Here is a 16,836-nt window from a genome sequence, read left to right on the forward strand (position 1 = left end):
CTGCGCAGCGAATGCACATCAGGTACCACGTTTTATCCATATCTCCTCCACCAGCGTCTATTTTGACCACAAAGACAGGTGGAACATCCGAGAAACAGACGATGTTGCTTCGCGTTGGTGTAATGATTACGCGCACACTAAATACTTATCTGAACTTGAAGCCATACAAGGGCACAGCAAAACAATCATTTTAAGACCTCGTGGTATTTTCGGTCCGAACGATCGCGCGATTATCCCAAGGGTACTTAAAGCGATAAAAAACGACACACTACTTCTGCCATCCGGGCGAAATCCGGTTGTTGATCTGACTTATGTCGATAATGTTGCCCATGCTGCCATGCTTGCTTGTACTCAAGCGGAACAACTTCAACATGGTGACATCTTCAATATATCCAATAATGAGCCAATGCCGATTGAGACCGTGCTAAGAGCTTTATGTGAAGCATTGGACATAAACGTTAAATTAACATCACTCCCATACCGCTTTGTGTTGCCGTTATTAAAACTCAGTGAGCAAATACGGATGCGCTTACCACACCAACCGGAGCCAAAGCTCACTTCATACAGCGCAGGGCTATTTAACTATCACCAAACTCTAGATATCAGTAAGGCGCAACAAAAGCTGAATTACCAACCACTTTTTTCAGTTCAAGAAGGAATCCAACAGTATGCAGACTGGTCTAAAAATAAAAATCTTTGAGGCTGGGCACTGTGTACACCCTGGTTTTGTCGTCAAGCCCGGCTCTGGGTTAAAACCAAGATCGTTTCCTGCGGCTGTCGCGTTAATTCAACACCCAACCCAAGGTAACATTCTGTTTGACACGGGGTATCACGAGCATTTTTTTCGTGCCACTCGCCCCTTCCCTGAACGCTTTTATGCTTGGACAACCCCATGTCACTATCAAAAAGAGCATGGAATTGTGGCTCAGTTAGCAAAAGAGAAAATCGGACCTCATGAGATTGAACACTTGGTTCTTTCTCATTTCCATGCCGATCACATCGCTGCCGTGTCTGAGTTTGCGCACTCTCAACTACATTGCCAACAAAAAGGAGTGGACGCCCTAACTAAGAGTGGTCGAGTGGGAGGCGTAAGAAAAGGATACCTAAAAGCGCTACTCCCTCAACAACTCGAATCCAACTTGGTCATGCACCATGATTTTTCCATACCAATTGGTGAAATCCTTCCCCATTGCCAAGGCGTTGATCTGCTTTGTAAAGATATGTTCAAAGACGGCTTAATTTATATGGTGAGTTTACCCGGGCATGCTGCTGGTCAAGTAGGGCTTTTAACGAAGAGAGAGCAAGGTTGGCTGTTCTTATTAGCAGATGCCTGTTGGTTAATCGAGAGCTTGAGTGAAAACATCGATCAACATTGGCTCGCGAACATGCTTTGCGATGATACCCAAGCTTACAAACAAACACTCTCTGAGTTGAGAAATTGCTACCAGAATACCCATCACTTTGTGCGCTTTGTGCCTTCTCATTGCCAAGCGACAATCCAGCAGTTAATTACAGAAGGATGGATAGTGTGAGAACTTTTCTCTCTGAGTTTTGGCGTACACGCTACCGCCCTTTTAGCTCAAGAACACATGTTGAAAAGTGGCAACAAAAACAGATAACACAACATCTGGATTGGGTATGTCGTCATTCTCCTTATTATCATTCATTTCAAGGAGCGTCACTCTGTGATTTCCCAATCATGGATAAGCAAACCATGATGGAAAATCTTTCTGAGTTAAACACAAAAGGTTTGGATGCAAACTCATTAATGCAACAGGCGTTAGACGCAGAACAATCACGTAATTTCGCAGCTTCAAAAGTTGGCAATGTAACTGTTGGATTGTCTTCGGGCACCTCTGGTATGCGTGGATTGTTCCTCGCGGATAAACAAGAAACGCAACTCTGGGCAGGCAACATTTTGGGTCGCCTCTTACCCGGCTTGTGGGGAAAACATCGAATTGCTCTTGCCCTGCGAGCCAACAGCCCGTTGTATAAATCCGTAGCAAAAGGTCCCGTTACATTCTTTTATGCTGATTTAAACAAACCTTACCAAGAGTGGATAAAGGAACTAGATGAGTTTCAACCCACGCTTTTGGTTGGTAGCGCTCAAGCCCTTCAACTCTGTGCTCAATTCAGTGGTCAATTTGGTCAGCCAGCGATCCAGCCAAAGCGGATCATTTCTGGAGCAGAGGTGCTAACCGAGAGCGACCGTCACTATATTTCTCAAAAATTCGATAGTGAATTGCATGAAGTCTATCAATGTACTGAAGGTTTTCTTGCGTGCACGGACCAACAAGGACAAATGCGATGGAATCAAGATATTGTCTATATTGAAAAACATTGGCTAAACGCTGAACGCACTCATTACAGCCCTATAATCACTGATTTTCGTCGCAAAACTCAGCCAATTATTCGCTACCAGCTTGACGATATCATTGAGAGCAAACAGGACGACGGCGTATTTGAACCACTCGGAGCGATTGCCGGGCGATGTGGCGACTGCCTAACATTGAACGCAAGCCAAGTACCAGTGTCGGTGCTGCCTGATCTTATTTACCGATCCATCACTTTAGAAATTCAGGATCGTGTCGATTACCGAATCACCCAAACCGGAGCGCAGGCTATTCAAATCGAGGCGGATGTTTACCACCACCCGAGCATTTATCGAGCCCTAGTAAAACTGTTTGATCAACTAAAGCTTGATCCAGTCACATTCAATTATCGCCCCGCTCCGATTTGGACTCCGATGAACAAACAACGACGAGTGGTGAATACATGCGGATTTTAATCACTGGCGCCCGAGCCCCCGTCGCATTAGAGTGGGCAGCAATGTGTATGAACCATGGACACGATGTCGTTCTCACTGATTCATTAGCACAACCTCTGGGGGCGTTTTTACGAGGCATTGAGCATTACGTAAAAACGGCTTCACCTCGATTTTCGTTTCCTACTTACCAGCAACAGATCCTCAATTTACTAACTCAGCAGCGCATTGATATGGTGATACCGACTTGTGAAGAAGTGTACTATTTGGCACACATCGCCCAACAGTGTCCGAGAGTCCATTTTTTTCTACCCAATTCGACATTACTGCGCTCACTGCACAACAAGTTTACCGTCTTTGACCAACTTCGAGATTTACCCAAGATTTCCCTACCTAAAACTCGTTTGGTTACCGAGAAACATGACATTGAGATTGATGCTGGCTCAGTACTCAAACCAGTTTACTCTCGATTCGGCGGTGAAGTGATACGAGATATTACCCGTCAGTCTATTTCCACTCTCACGATGTCGACTCAACACCCTTGGGTACAACAAGAAAAAATCCACGGAGCACCTATTTGCAACTACGCGATTTTTGAACATGGTCAAATGAGAGCGCACCAAGCTTATTTACCCAAAAACTGCGTAAATGGCTCTGCCGCTAGTGCATTTCAACCAGTATTTGATGATCGATTAGATGCATTTATGACTGCTTTTGGACACCGGCATCGCTATCATGGTCAAGTTTCATTCGATTTTATCCAGACAAACAATGAGCTATATATAATCGAGTGCAACCCAAGAGCCACTAGTGGTTTACACCTGCTCTCACCGCAATGTATTCAATTGTTTCCCGAACTTGCGTTCTCTTTTCCTACAAAACCGCAGTTACACCATCTAGGTGCGGTTTCGCTTATCGCACAAGGCTTATTATCTCTCTTTAAAACAAATACTTGGCGGGATTGGCTATCTGGCGTCAACGTAATGCAGCAACACAACTTACCGATCAGGAGCCAAATGTTGAGCGTTTTTGAACTGCTTCAATTAGCAAGGAAGAACAAAGTGAAATTGGCTGCGGCTTCGACTGTTGATATAGAGTGGAATGGTGAAGAATTGCCTTCATAATGCCTTTCCATCAAAACAGGTTATCAAGTGAGGAAATGGTCTCGCCAGTTCAAACGAAGAAGTGAGGCACGCTCTTCAGTTGACTCCTTATCAAACGTCAAGCAACACCTACTTCTCCGTTGTAATAATTCACCAATGAAATATAAATCCGAAAACTCCGTTCTCTGTAGTTATAACAAGAATGGAGTTTTATTTATGAATGCACGGATCGTCCTTCCCCTATCATTACTTTTTGTCTCTGCCACTTCACTTGCCAATCAAGAATCTTTTGGCATTGTGGGAGGCAGCGTTACCTATGGCGAAAACGTCTTTTCCGTCAAAGACAAGCCTCAGTTTGGTGCCACCCCTAACTTGTTCTATTCCGGTCCTATCGGTTTTGTCGATGGTAGCTTAGCAAACTGGCAAGCGTTACCTTATGTGGGGCTATCAGCAAACTGGCGCTTCGCGGAAGTCTCCGATACGTTTGCCGATCTGCCAAACGGTATTGACGATCGTGATGGGAATGGTGAACTTGGTATTACTTTAGGCACTGTTGGCGCGAGATTGACTTATCTGCATGATGTCACCTCAGAACATAATGGCTACGAAGTTCAACTGCATCTCGGTCGAACGCTAGAAACTTGGTTACCACCGTTTACCCTCACCCCCTTTCTAGAAGTCGATTACCGAGATAAAAAACTCTCTAACCATCTGTACAGTGTTTCAGCACAAGAAGCGGCAGCATCAGGACTAAAAGAATTTAAGGCCGATTCTACGTTTGTTTATCAAGCCGGAGTTATTGGTTTGTATGAGTTCACACCATCTTGGATAGGCATTACAAAGGCTGAATTCATTCATCATGATAGTGAGAGTCCTTTGATTCAGCGTGATGTCGGTTGGTCATTTGAACTCGGGCTGACGTATCGTTTTGCAGGGCTATAAGTAGACAAAAGCCTGCGATAAACGCAGGCTTTGATTGAGCTGAGTGAAGCTTCTAGTTAAGGCGTGTAGTACGTTGCCGCACCTGGACCTACTGGTAGACCGAATACGAATACCCATAGGTAGAATAGAACGCTCCAGCCAACAATGAAGACAATTGAGTAAGGTAGCATGGTCGCAATCAGCGTACCGATACCTAAGTTCTTCATGTAGCGTGTGGCTACCGCAAGGATAAGACCGAAGTAGCTCATCATCGGTGTAATGATGTTCGTTGTTGAGTCACCAATACGGTAAGCCGCTTGAATAGTTTCAGGTGCGTAGCCCACCAGCATCAACATAGGTACGAAGATTGGCGCTGTTACTGCCCACTGTGCTGATGCCGAACCAATCATCAAGTTGATGAAGCCACACATTAGGATGAAGGCGAAGAATAACATTGGACCAGTTAGACCAATTTCCTGCAGGAAGCTCGCGCCCGCAACCGCAAATACCTGACCGAAGTTTGTCCACTTGAAGAAAGCAACAAATTGAGCGGCGAAGAATACCAAAACAATGTACATACCCATTGAAGACATTGACTTCGACATTGCATCAATCACATCGCGATCATTTTTCATGGTGCCTACAACGCGACCATAAACAAAGCCTGGTACTGCAAAGAAAACAAAGATAAACGCAACAATACTCTTTAGGAATGGAGAGCCCGCAACCGTACCTGCATCAGAACGCAGAACACCATCAGCCGGAACGATAGTCCATGCCAGTAGTGCAGAAACGACCAGTACTGCGATACCCGCCAGCTTAAGACCTTTCTTCTCGACGTCAGTCAAACCACCCATTTTATCTTGAGATAGGTCTTCTGCCGCTTCTTCATCATTGTATTTGCCAAGTTTTGGCTCAACGATTTTTTCAGTTACAAATGCGCCCGTAATCGCGATGAAGAAGGTAGAAACAAACATGAAGTACCAGTTTACTTCTGGACCAACGGTGTAAGTTGGGTCAATCATCTGCGCTGCTGTTTCAGTAATACCAGACAACAGAGGGTCAACCGTACCGATAAGTAGGTTGGCAGAATAGCCGCCAGATACACCAGCAAACGCAGCGGCTAGGCCAGCAAGTGGATGACGACCTAAAGAGTGGAACAGCATCGCCGCTAGTGGAATCAGTACCACGTAGCCAAGCTCAGAAGCCGTGTTTGAAATGATACCAGCGAAAACAACCGTTACTGTAACCATGCGCTGAGATGCGCCCATTACAAGACCGCGCATTGCAGCAGAAAGTAGGCCAGAATGTTCTGCAATGGCAACACCAAGCATCGCAACCAGTACGGTACCTAACGGTGCGAAGCCTACGAAGTTTTTCACTAGGTTAGTTACAATCAGTTGTAAACCTTCAGCATTTAGCAAACTTACAACTTGGATCATGCCATCTGCAGCGCGACCCGGAGCACCTTCAGGGCGAGGATCAACAACGGAAACTTCAAAGTAACCAGCAATGCCGGACATAACTAGGATTGCAAGACAGAAAATGGCGAAAAGTGTGATTGGGTGGGGTAATAGGTTCCCCAAATATTCAACTGTATCTAAGAAGCGCGTAAATAGTGGCTTCTTTGGCGAGTTTTGTTTCATTGAAGCAGATGAACTCATCTGTTCCCTCCTTGTATTTATTCCTGCGCGTTTGTGACAAAAATGTCACAAAGCTTGCGCAGGGTACTCGACACAAGGGTTAAGTGAAAGTTCAAAACGTTACAGAATGTAACCAATAGTCGAACTTATGACCTATAATAGATAAAAATATAGTTATATCACCCACATATAGATCATAAATCAGAATTATAACTCATCACATTCCATAAATTACCACCATATTTATGGTTATTTCTGCACCGCCTTAAAACGTGGATTCGTTTTGCAAATCACGTATAAACGCCCTCTTCTTTTGACGATTTGACAATCAGGATGGCGGTTTTTTGCACTCTTTAATGACTTAACGACTTTCATCTCTTAATCCTTATCTTTGCCAAATTGTCCAAAACGACGATTGAAGTTCGCAATACGACCTTCTGCTTGTACTACACGTTGCTTCCCGGTATAGAACGGATGAGACGCAGACGATACATCGAGTGTGAAATATGGGTAAGTTTTGCCATCTTTCCATTCAATCGTTCGGTCGGTTTGCAACGTTGAACCCACAACAAAATATTCATCTACGCTAGTATCATGAAATACCACAGGTCGATATTCAGGATGGATACCTGGTTTCATATAACTTGTCCTTTTGATTAACTGTTATGTTATAACATTATAATTAATAATCATTCTCAACAAGAAAAGCAAGCAAAATTTGTGATACTTTGCTCTTTAAACCCCAGTTAAAGATCCTACTCATGTATTCCATTGAGCCGATTGGCATTATCGAAAGCCCTTATAAAGAGAAATTCGCCGTTCCTCGCCAGCCTCGTTTGGTACCCGCAGCACGCTCGCGCGTTAAACTACAAGGTGCGGCAAATAGCCCCGAAGCCGTGCGTGGATTAGAGCAATTTTCTCACGTATGGTTACTATTTTTGTTTGATCAGAATTTAGAAGCAGGATGGAAGCCGACGGTACGTCCCCCTCGTTTGGGCGGAAACGAACGTATTGGCGTGTTTGCTTCACGTTCTACCTTCAGACCCAACGGTATCGGCATGTCCGCAGTGGAGGTCAAAGGTATCAGTAAGAAAGGCGACCAGATCTATTTAGATCTTGGTAACGTAGACCTAGTCGATGGCACACCAATTATCGATATTAAGCCATATATCCCTTACTCGGATTTGATTACAGAAGCACAGGGTGGTTACGCAGAAGAAGAGCCTGAAACATCTCAGGTAGACTTCTCTTCCATTGCACTGGAAACACTCGAAAAGCGTAACGATACTGGGTATGTGAAAACAGTTCTCGAGCAAGTTCTGGCACAAGATCCTCGTCCGGCTTACAAGAAAAACAAGCCTGACAGCAAGGAATATGCGGTAAATTTGTTCGATTTAAACGTCAAGTTCACGGTTAGCGATAACTTAATAACAGTTACTGCGATTGAAAGCTTTTGACAAAGGCATTTGGCTGATATTATAGGCGGCTAACAATTTTCCCCTCGTGGGACCTTCATACTCCTGCCCATTCTGGCTTGAGTATCTAACTTTAATAAACGGATAAATTTAATGCGTACCAGTAATTATCTTCTTTCTACTCTGAAGGAGACTCCAAACGACGCAGAAGTAGTGAGCCACCAGCTCATGCTACGCGCGGGTATGATCCGTAAGCTGGCTTCAGGTCTTTATACCTGGCTGCCTACTGGTCTACGTGTGCTGCGTAAAGTCGAAAACATCGTTCGTCAAGAAATCGACAATGCAGGTGCAGTCGAAACTTTGATGCCCGTTGTTCAGCCGTTTGAACTATGGGAAGAGACAGGTCGTTCTGAGAAGATGGGTCCTGAGCTACTTCGCTTTACTGACCGTCATACTCGTCCGTTTGTTCTTAGCCCTACAGCTGAAGAAGTGATCACTAGCCTTGTGCGTAACGAAGTGAGCTCTTACAAACAGCTTCCGCTAAACCTGTACCAAATCCAGACTAAATTCCGTGATGAACGTCGTCCACGTTTCGGCGTAATGCGTGCACGTGAATTCTGCATGATGGATGCATACAGCTTCGACATCGACAAAGAAGGTCTAGAGAAATCTTACCAAGCGATGCACGATGCTTACTGTAAAGCATTCGATCGCATGGGTCTTGAGTACCGTCCAGTACTTGCTGACTCTGGCGCTATCGGTGGTAGCGGCTCTCAAGAGTTCCACGTACTTGCTGAAAGCGGCGAAGACCTAATCGCATTCTCTACTGAGTCTGATTACGCAGCGAACATTGAAAAAGCAGAAGCAGCAGCGCCTGCAGGTGATCGCGCAGAGCCAACTCAAGAGATGACACTGGTTGATACACCAAACGCGAAAACAATCGCTGAACTTGTAGAGCAGCACGGTCTACCAATCGAGAAGACGGTTAAAACTCTATTCGTGAAAGCGTCTGACGAAGTTGATGCTGACATCATCGCTCTTATCGTTCGTGGTGACCACGAGCTAAACGAAGTGAAAGCAGAGAACCTACCTCAAGTTGCTTCTCCACTAGAGATGGCATCAGAAGAGGAAATGCGTGCACTTATCGGTGCTGGAGCTGGTTCTCTAGGCCCTGTAGGTCTTAAGCTGCCATTCATCGTTGACCGCTCTGTTGCTGTAATGAGCGACTTCGGCGCGGGTGCAAACATCGACGGCAAACACTACTTCGGTATCAACTGGGGTCGTGACGTTGAACTAGGTCAAGTTGAAGATCTGCGTAACGTAGTAGAAGGCGATCCAAGCCCATGTGGTCAAGGTACGCTAATGCTTAAGCGTGGTATCGAAGTTGGTCACATCTTCCAACTAGGTAATGTTTACTCAGAAGCAATGAACTGTGGTGTTCTTGGTCCTGACGGTAAAAACGTAATCCTAGAAATGGGTTGCTATGGTATCGGTGTTTCACGTGTTGTTGCTTCTGCAATTGAGCAAAACCACGACAAATACGGCATCATTTGGCCAGACGCACTAGCGCCTTTCCAAGTAGCTATCGTTCCTATGAACATGCACAAGTCTGAAGAAGTGAAAGAAGCGGCTGAGAAGCTGTACGCTGAACTGACGGCTATGGGTATCGAAGTACTATTCGATGACCGTAAAGAGCGCCCAGGCGTAATGTTCTCTGATATGGAACTTATCGGTATTCCTCACACTATCGTGATCGGCGATCGTTCAATGAAAGAAGGCAACTTCGAGTATAAGAACCGCCGCACTGGTGAGAAAACCGCAGTTGCAATGGCAGACATCGTTGAGCACGTTAAAGCTCAACTTCAATAAGCTGCACTAAGCACATTGTGCTGAATACATAGCGATGAAAAGGGTTGGCTTCGGTCAGCCCTTTTTTACGTCTGTTTTTATGGGTATAGACCCTCTCTGATATTTGCGTTGTTAATCTTTGGTTCAGATTCATCACCTTACACTGGATTTAATCTAGTAAGGAGGTCACTCATGGATCTAAAAAGTCTTCTTAACCAAGCGCTCAAATCAGACCTACTCAAGCAAGGCGCCGATGCTCTTGGTAAACAAACTAACAATATCAAATCTTCATCGAGCTCTAACCAACTGAAAACACTTGGTGCGGGCGCAATTGGTGGCGGTCTTATCGGCATGCTAATGGGCTCTAAGAAAAGCAAAAAGATGGCGAAGAAAGTGGGCACTGGAGCTCTAAAAGTCGGTGGCGCAGCGGCGTTAGGTGCACTGGCTTACAAAGTCTACAACGATTGGCAAGCGAAGCAGGATACGCAAGGCGTCAACGAGACCTTCGATCCTGATGACAACAAACACGCGAAACTGATCCTTAAAGCCATGATTGGTGCAGCCAAAGCTGATGGTCATGTCGATGAACAAGAAATGGCTCGTATCGAACAAGCCCTGACAGAGATGGGCGCGGACGAACACGTAAGACAACTGGTTCATCGAGAACTTCACAAGCCTCTTGATCCTGCAGAAATTGCGCGCTTGGCAACATCACCGCAACAAGCATCAGAAATTTATCTCGCGTCATTGATTGTGGCAGATGAACAAAACTTTATGGAAAAAGCCTACTTACAAGAGCTTGCGAAGCAGCTCAATCTTTCTCCAGAAGTCACACATCAATTGGAAACACAATTACAGTGATGAATGTTTGCTCAAGTTGTCTGTGAATTTGAGCCAAAACAATTCTCTGCTTTGAGTTTCAAAACGGCTATGTGTATATTTGAGAGCAGTTATCATTTATTAAGGATTTAGCCATGCAAGTATACGGCTGTTGTGATTTGGTTCGTGAGCTTTACGCTCAAATTGGTAGTGGCGACCAAGCTTACGTTCCTCAAGCAATCTCATGTGCAGTAAGAGCACTAAATGATGTTGCTGCTGACGAGTCTTTACCAAAAGACGTTCGTGATAAAGCAGCATTTGCTGCAGCAAACCTACTTATCTCTGATTTCGAGGATAAGTAATGAATCTAGCGAACTTCGAATCCATGGATCCAATCATGCTGATGAGCATCGTCAACATGAAGCTGCGTGATGACTTTGGTGGTGATCTGGATAAGTTGGTTGCATTCTTTGATATCGACCGAACAGCACTTGAAGCAAAACTAGCTACGGCGGGTTTTGACTTTCTGCCTGACGCTGGCCAGTTCCGTTAATCGCTAACCAATACGGACAACGTAAGCAACGAATAGAAAAAAGGGCTTGATGCATTCATCAAGCCCTTTTCTTTTGTGCTTTGCGTAAGCTGATTAGCCGAACGAAGCCCAGATAACTGTCGCGACCAGAATCGGACAAACAAACTTCACGTATGCCGGCCACAGCTTACCGAACCAACCTTGAGTGAACTCCGGACAGCCTTGCTCAAGTTCTTTAATCTTCGAGTGACGGTTCCATACCCAACCACCAAATAAACAGAACAATAGCGCCGCCATAGGCTGTAAGTATTGCGTTGCGATAGTCGCAACCATGCCAAACAGAGCACCAAAGTTAAATACGATAACCACACTAAATAGCGCAATCAGACCACCTAAAACCCAACTCGTCGTGCTACGTTTGGTGTTAAATCGCTCACCCACCAATGCCACTGGGCATTCAAGCATCGAGATAGACGATGTCAGTGCCGCAATCGTCAGCAATAAAAAGAAGACGATTGAGAACAGTTGACCAAGCAAACCTAAGCTATCAAACATCAATGGCAGAACAGTAAATACCAGCGTATCAGAACTCAATAGCGAACCATCTTCTGCGTAGATTTGAACGCCTTTTTGCATCGCAACGAACATCGCAGGCATCACCACGAGCCCCGCAATAAAGGCAACCGCGGTGTCTACCATGGTTACGTTCATTGCCATCTTCGGTAGGTTCTCTTTCTTGCTTAAGTAAGAGCCGTAAATAAGCATCGAACAGCCACCAATGGTCAGAGAGAAGAAGCCCTGTCCCATTGCTGCAAGAATAAGCTTGCGATCCCATACTTTCTCGAAATCAGGCACTAGGTAATGCTTCAAACCTTCCATCGCACCGTTTTGCGTCATGATGTAGATGAACAGCAGACCAAATAGAACAAACAGTGCAGGCATTAGTCGTGTAGACCATTTCTCAATGCCTTGCTTCACGCCGCCTTGTACGATCAAAATGGTTAATACATAAAATGTAATCGTACCAAACAAATTGCGCTCAACACTGAAGCCTTTCAACCATTGTGTTGCTGCCTCCATGCCCATAATGTCGGTAATAGCCCCCAACATAAAGCAAATCAACCAGCCGCCAACAATCGAGTAAAATGCCAAAACGGCACTTGGCACACTCAGACCAATCCAACCAACAAGACCACCAAGCTTTTTGCCTATTGGGTTGTCTGTTAGAGAGCGCATACTGTCAACAGGGTTGGCCTGACCATGACGGCCGATCGCCATTTCAACCACCAGCATTGGAAATGCAACGATAAGAATCATCACCAAGTAAACCAACAAGAAGGCACCACCACCGTTACTTGCTGCTTGAGTAGGAAAACCCCAAATGTTACCTAGACCCACCGCAGCACCAGCTGCCGCTAAGATGAATCCAAGACGAGAGCCAAAATGCTCACGAGGCTGAGAAGAAGTTTGTTGTGTCATACCACTCACACAAAATATCAATGAACTAGCTGACTAGTACACTATAGCAATATCGTCTACTCAACAAGAGTGATTAGGTTAATTACTCGACAATCGGATCAATTAGCAGACATTCAGTTTGTAAATTTCCACGTACATCTCATATTCACCACGTATTCGTTTTTGTCCTTTTGATGAATTTATAAATCAGCGTGAAGTGAGCCGAAAAATAATGAGTCGGTTTGTAAAGCATGAATAGTTCAGCGTGATTTCGTGTTGAAAAGTGAAACATAACGCTTCGATTTTCTCTCCTGAGGTCTATTTATCAACTAGTTATCTAACTATATCTGTTCATGTTCTTGCGAACATCGAGTAACTCAAGGAGAGAAAAATGAAGTTCACTCTACTGCATGGTGCAGTGATAGCGACCCTTAGTGTTAGCTATCAAGCTCAAGCCTACAATTGCCAAACTTTACCTGTATGGGATAACACAACGGTTTATAACTCCGGTGACCAAGTGCAAACCAAAGGAGCTGCGTATGAAGCGGCATACTGGACACAAGGTAATGATCCGGTAAACAATTCAGGTCCATGGGAGGCTTGGAAAGGTCTTGGTCAATGTGATGGTGGCAGTACAAACCTACCTCCTACGGTGTCCTTCTCTTCTCCTGCGGATAATGCGCAAATCCCAGAAGGCAGCGTGATCACCTTATTAGCCAATGCCGCAGATGAAGATGGTCAAGTCGCTAAAGTTGAATTTCTTGCCGGGAACCAAACCGTGGCTATTGTAACCCAATCCCCGTTTCAAGCTGACTGGACAGCATTGGAGGGGGTCTCTCAGTTAACGGCGATCGCAACCGACAATGAAGGTGCCGTAACCACAACCAATGTGTCTATCTTCGTTCAACCACAAACCGAACTACCACCGCCAGTCGTTTCTCTAACGAACCCAACAGGCACAGAAACACCAAGTATAGGTGACACTATTTCGGTAACCGCCGATGCAGCAGACAGCGATGGTTTAGTCACCCAAGTTGAGTTCTTCATAAACAACCAATCGGTTGCCGTCGATACCACTGCACCGTACGAATACGCCTGGACTGCAGCAGTTGGAACTCATACCTTTAAAGCGCAAGCAACCGACGATTCAAACCTATCGACCATGAGTCAAGAAGTCTCACTCGTCGTCAGTGACTCCAACTCTGGTGGTTGTGCAGACGCCGTGCCTTATGTTGCCGGTAACCGCTATGAAGTCGGTACACTAGTCTCTAACCTCAACCAGAAATACCGCTGTGATGTTGCAGGTTGGTGTTCTTCTGATGCAGCCTGGGCTTATGAACCGGGTGAAGGTTTGTACTGGCAAGATGCGTGGACTGGCTTAGGAGCCTGCTCAACGCCGCCTCAAGTTGCTATTACCGCACCAGGTGAAGGTCAAGTCTTACTTGCTGGTAGCAATGTTGAGATCTCAGCAGATGCCAGTGATGCAGATGGTAACGTGAGTCAAGTTGAGTTCTTTGCTAATAGCACCAGCTTAGGCGTGGTCGCTCAAGCGCCATATTCCGTTTTATGGAATGCAACGCTAGTTGGCACAAATCAACTTAAAGCCGTTGCAACAGACAACGATAATAATATTTCCGAGTCTGTTGTTAACGTGACAGTGAGTGACCAAGACTTGGTGATTTCATTGACGTCACCGAGTGCAGGTCAAACCGTAGGTTTAGGTAAAAATCTCGTCCTAAGCGCGGATGCAACCTCATTAACCTCCGGCGTTAAACACGTCGATTTTATGGCGAACGGAGCAATTGTCGCAACAGACACGACGGCACCTTACTCGACGAACTGGACACCAGCCGCGATAGGCAACTTTACGGTAAGCGCTCAAGCCACCGACCTTTCAGGTACAACAGCACTCTCTGATGCCGCTTCAATTACCGTGGTCGAGAAAACCGAGAAACGCCACAAGTTGATTGGTTACTGGCACAACTTCGTGAACGGCGCAGGCTGCCCTATCCGCTTAGCTGATATGTCTGATGCATGGGATGTGATTGATATTGCCTTTGCAGAAAATGACCGCAACAGCGATGGTACCGTACATTTCAACTTGTACTCTGGAGACATCTATAGTGATTGTCCTGCATTAGATCCAACCCTGTTCAAACAAGACATGGCTGCATTGCAAGCCAAAGGTAAGAAGTTTGTTCTATCTCTTGGTGGCGCTGAAGGTACGATTACACTGAACACCGACCAAGATGAAGCAAACTTTGTATCGAGCCTGACCGCACTGATTGCCGAATGGGGCTTCGATGGTTTGGATGTGGATCTAGAAAGTGGCTCTAACCTACTGCATGGTTCGCAAATCCAAGCGCGTTTAGGTCGAGCTTTGTTGCAAATTGAACAGAACATGGGCGGCGATATGTACCTCACCATGGCACCAGAACACCCTTACGTGCAAGGTGGCTATGTGGCTTACAGCGGCATCTGGGGCGCATACATTCCAGTGATCAATGAGACGCGCAGCACGCTCGACCTACTACACGTACAGTTGTACAACAATGGTGGTTTGCCAAACCCTTACTTACCAGGATCGGCACAAGAAGGCTCAGTGGATATGATGGTGGCGCAATCTAAGATGTTGATTGAGGGCTTTGAATTAGCAGATGGCACCATGTTTGAGCCACTACGTGATGACCAAGTCGCGATTGGCTTGCCATCGGGACCGAGCTCAGCTAACTCTGGTCAAGCACCAACACAGAACATCCTTGATGCGTTAGATTGCTTAACCAAGGGCACTTCATGTGGCACAGTGAAACCAGCGTTCAACTACCCGAACTACGCTGGTGTGATGACATGGTCAATCAATTGGGATGAGCACGATGGCTTTAACTTCTCAAAACCAGTGGGTGACAAGTTAACTCAAATGAATGCTGAATAACTCGAATAGATACTGAATAGTACCCATGTAAAAAGAGCGCCGATAATAGGCGCTCTTTGTTGTTTCTGCTTCGCAAATTAAATCGTGAAGACTTGATAGTCTTTTAGCTCTGGAATTTTCTTCAGCAGATCCTGTTCTTCACCAGCCATATCATCCAGTGATTCACACAAATCTTCCGCTTGTTTCTCTACGTCTTTCGAGTGCTCTGCTAGGCGTTCTTGTACCTTAGCTTGCAGTTCTGTCATGCTTTCAGACAGTGCAGTTAAATTCAAACCACCATCTTCTTTCATCTTGGCAGACAACGCATCAAAAGCGCTGGCTAGGAATTCTTTGTTGAAAATTTCTTGTGCCTTCTCGAAGTCCTTTGACCACGATTCTGTCATCGACTCAAAGCTGTCAGCAGGCAGAATAAAATCACCATCTTTGTAGTAACGCGCTTCCACATCTGCGAAGAAGTCCTTTATCGCGACTTTAACATTATCAAACGAGTCTGGCGCATCAAGACTGACCGCAATGTCATCAATAATGTCGTTCGCTAATGCTAAGCCATCACTTGCCAGTTGTTTTGCTTGGGGAATATAAGCATTCATCTTTTCGCGGTAATTCTCGATTGCCGCTTTCTGATCATCATCAAGCTCAATCAGTTCGCCTTTAATGAACAGGTTATTGTCTTCATCGACAACCGCTTTTTCACCATTGGTATGTACGATTTCTAAGTTCTGACCATCCATACGAACTTCGTTGTTAATATCGACGCGACACTGGGCTGCATAGCCACTGGCGCTGATGGTCAACAATGAGAGTGTGAGCAGTTTCTTCATTACTTTCTCTTTTTTCATGATTATTCCGCTTAACTATAACAACCAACTATGGATACGATGTCAGCAAATCGTCACGACTTCATAACAATTTGTTTTATCACCAATTTTCACATCAATCTCTTCCCCTTCTTCTCTGCCAATCAAAGCACGACCAAGGGGAGATTTTGGAGTAAGTACAAATACCTCTTTGCCTTGCCATTTAACAGTCAGTCCACCAGAGCAAGGACCGATAAAAAAGGTTTTTTCAACATCGTTCTCGTCGACTAATTCCACATAAGCACCAACCGCGATACGAGCATCGACAAAGTCACGTAGGACAAGAGCACGGTACTGACGAAGCTCTTCTTCACTTTCTTGCACACGCATCGCTTGCCCGTGCGCCAGATACGAAGCTTCAAGTGCTAGGGTGTCGTACTTGTGCTCTGGCACTGTTTCTTCATCGGTCGCGGCGTCAATGGCTCTTTGTGTCGAGGCGTGAGCAACGTGCAATTTATCTTCAAGTTGTTGAATGATTATTTGGACTAAATCAGCTTTGTTCATACTTTTAGGGCGCGCGTTAGGCACTCAGGGTGTGTTAATG

The 16,836-nt window shown here is 45.4% G+C and carries 17 protein-coding genes; 11 read left to right on the forward strand and 6 right to left on the reverse strand.

Annotated elements, in window-relative coordinates; all coding sequences use genetic code 11:
- From OH459_RS03885 to OH459_RS03905, 5 genes are all read left to right on the forward strand, one after another.
- The coding region (locus tag OH459_RS03885; protein ID WP_269985780.1) for an NAD-dependent epimerase/dehydratase family protein at positions 1 to 700 on the forward strand (700 nt) is incomplete at its 5' end.
- Entirely contained in the window at positions 669 to 1,532 is an 864-nt protein-coding gene (locus OH459_RS03890) for an MBL fold metallo-hydrolase (RefSeq protein WP_050937606.1), read from the forward strand. The genes OH459_RS03885 and OH459_RS03890, both read left to right, overlap by 32 nt.
- Positions 1,520 to 2,788, forward strand: coding sequence for a F390 synthetase-related protein (locus tag OH459_RS03895; RefSeq protein ID WP_269985783.1), 1,269 nt, complete (start codon positions 1,520 to 1,522; stop codon positions 2,786 to 2,788). The genes OH459_RS03890 and OH459_RS03895 overlap by 13 nt, the downstream gene beginning before the upstream one ends.
- On the forward strand, positions 2,776 to 3,888 hold the full coding sequence (locus tag OH459_RS03900; protein WP_017817745.1) for an ATP-grasp domain-containing protein: 1,113 nt from the start codon (positions 2,776 to 2,778) through the stop codon (positions 3,886 to 3,888). Before OH459_RS03895 ends, OH459_RS03900 begins: the two co-directional genes overlap by 13 nt.
- A gap of 195 nt (positions 3,889 to 4,083) precedes the next feature.
- Entirely contained in the window at positions 4,084 to 4,809 is a 726-nt protein-coding gene (locus OH459_RS03905) for a MipA/OmpV family protein (protein WP_017817744.1), read from the forward strand.
- Positions 4,810 to 4,865: 56 nt separating this feature from the next.
- Here the strand turns inward: OH459_RS03905 and OH459_RS03910 are convergent, their stop codons facing one another.
- From OH459_RS03910 to OH459_RS03920, 3 genes are all read right to left on the reverse strand, one after another.
- The gene (locus OH459_RS03910) at positions 4,866 to 6,452 is read right to left on the reverse strand and encodes an AbgT family transporter (protein ID WP_005446209.1); all 1,587 of its coding nucleotides are present in this window, start codon (positions 6,450 to 6,452) and stop codon (positions 4,866 to 4,868) included.
- A gap of 228 nt (positions 6,453 to 6,680) precedes the next feature.
- A complete protein-coding gene (gene ykgO, locus OH459_RS03915; protein ID WP_004744821.1) occupies positions 6,681 to 6,806 on the reverse strand; it encodes a type B 50S ribosomal protein L36 in 126 nt (41 codons plus the stop codon).
- A 3-nt stretch (positions 6,807 to 6,809) separates the two neighbouring features.
- The gene (locus tag OH459_RS03920) at positions 6,810 to 7,070 is read right to left on the reverse strand and encodes a type B 50S ribosomal protein L31 (protein ID WP_005446212.1); all 261 of its coding nucleotides are present in this window, start codon (positions 7,068 to 7,070) and stop codon (positions 6,810 to 6,812) included.
- 122 nt (positions 7,071 to 7,192) lie between these two features.
- Here OH459_RS03920 and tsaA point away from each other — a divergent pair, with 122 nt between their 5' ends.
- The 5 genes from tsaA (at position 7,193) to OH459_RS03945 (ending at position 11,066) form a co-directional block, all read left to right on the forward strand.
- Complete coding sequence (gene tsaA, locus OH459_RS03925; RefSeq protein WP_269985797.1) at positions 7,193 to 7,888, forward strand: tRNA (N6-threonylcarbamoyladenosine(37)-N6)-methyltransferase TrmO; 696 nt, start codon at positions 7,193 to 7,195, stop codon at positions 7,886 to 7,888.
- A 111-nt stretch (positions 7,889 to 7,999) separates the two neighbouring features.
- Positions 8,000 to 9,715, forward strand: a complete 1,716-nt coding sequence (locus OH459_RS03930; protein ID WP_005446216.1) for a proline--tRNA ligase — start codon at positions 8,000 to 8,002, stop codon at positions 9,713 to 9,715.
- Between the two features lie 171 nt (positions 9,716 to 9,886).
- On the forward strand, positions 9,887 to 10,555 hold the full coding sequence (locus tag OH459_RS03935; RefSeq protein ID WP_009700076.1) for a tellurite resistance TerB family protein: 669 nt from the start codon (positions 9,887 to 9,889) through the stop codon (positions 10,553 to 10,555).
- A gap of 113 nt (positions 10,556 to 10,668) precedes the next feature.
- Positions 10,669 to 10,875 (forward strand): YaeP family protein, encoded by a 207-nt coding sequence (locus OH459_RS03940; protein WP_005446221.1) that lies wholly within the window; start codon positions 10,669 to 10,671, stop codon positions 10,873 to 10,875.
- Positions 10,875 to 11,066 carry a DUF4250 domain-containing protein gene (locus tag OH459_RS03945; RefSeq protein ID WP_005446222.1) on the forward strand — a complete coding sequence of 64 codons (192 nt, stop codon included), beginning with the start codon at positions 10,875 to 10,877 and terminating at the stop codon, positions 11,064 to 11,066. The genes OH459_RS03940 and OH459_RS03945 overlap by 1 nt, the downstream gene beginning before the upstream one ends.
- 93 nt (positions 11,067 to 11,159) lie before the next feature.
- Here OH459_RS03945 and OH459_RS03950 read toward each other — a convergent pair whose 3' ends face one another.
- Positions 11,160 to 12,524 (reverse strand): sodium-dependent transporter, encoded by a 1,365-nt coding sequence (locus OH459_RS03950; protein ID WP_017817741.1) that lies wholly within the window; start codon positions 12,522 to 12,524, stop codon positions 11,160 to 11,162.
- A gap of 370 nt (positions 12,525 to 12,894) precedes the next feature.
- Here OH459_RS03950 and OH459_RS03955 point away from each other — a divergent pair, with 370 nt between their 5' ends.
- Positions 12,895 to 15,435: an Ig-like domain-containing protein gene (locus OH459_RS03955; RefSeq protein WP_269985803.1), complete on the forward strand. Its 2,541-nt coding sequence runs from the start codon at positions 12,895 to 12,897 to the stop codon at positions 15,433 to 15,435.
- Between the two features lie 77 nt (positions 15,436 to 15,512).
- Here OH459_RS03955 and OH459_RS03960 read toward each other — a convergent pair whose 3' ends face one another.
- Positions 15,513 to 16,256 (reverse strand): YggN family protein, encoded by a 744-nt coding sequence (locus tag OH459_RS03960; RefSeq protein WP_026000226.1) that lies wholly within the window; start codon positions 16,254 to 16,256, stop codon positions 15,513 to 15,515.
- A gap of 60 nt (positions 16,257 to 16,316) precedes the next feature.
- The gene (locus tag OH459_RS03965; protein ID WP_005446230.1) at positions 16,317 to 16,796 is read right to left on the reverse strand and encodes a GreA/GreB family elongation factor; all 480 of its coding nucleotides are present in this window, start codon (positions 16,794 to 16,796) and stop codon (positions 16,317 to 16,319) included.
- Positions 16,797 to 16,836: the final 40 nt, after the last annotated feature.

The organism is Vibrio sp. MM46, assembly GCF_027587135.1.
In the GTDB taxonomy this organism is placed as follows: Bacteria; Pseudomonadota; Gammaproteobacteria; order Enterobacterales; family Vibrionaceae; genus Vibrio; species Vibrio harveyi.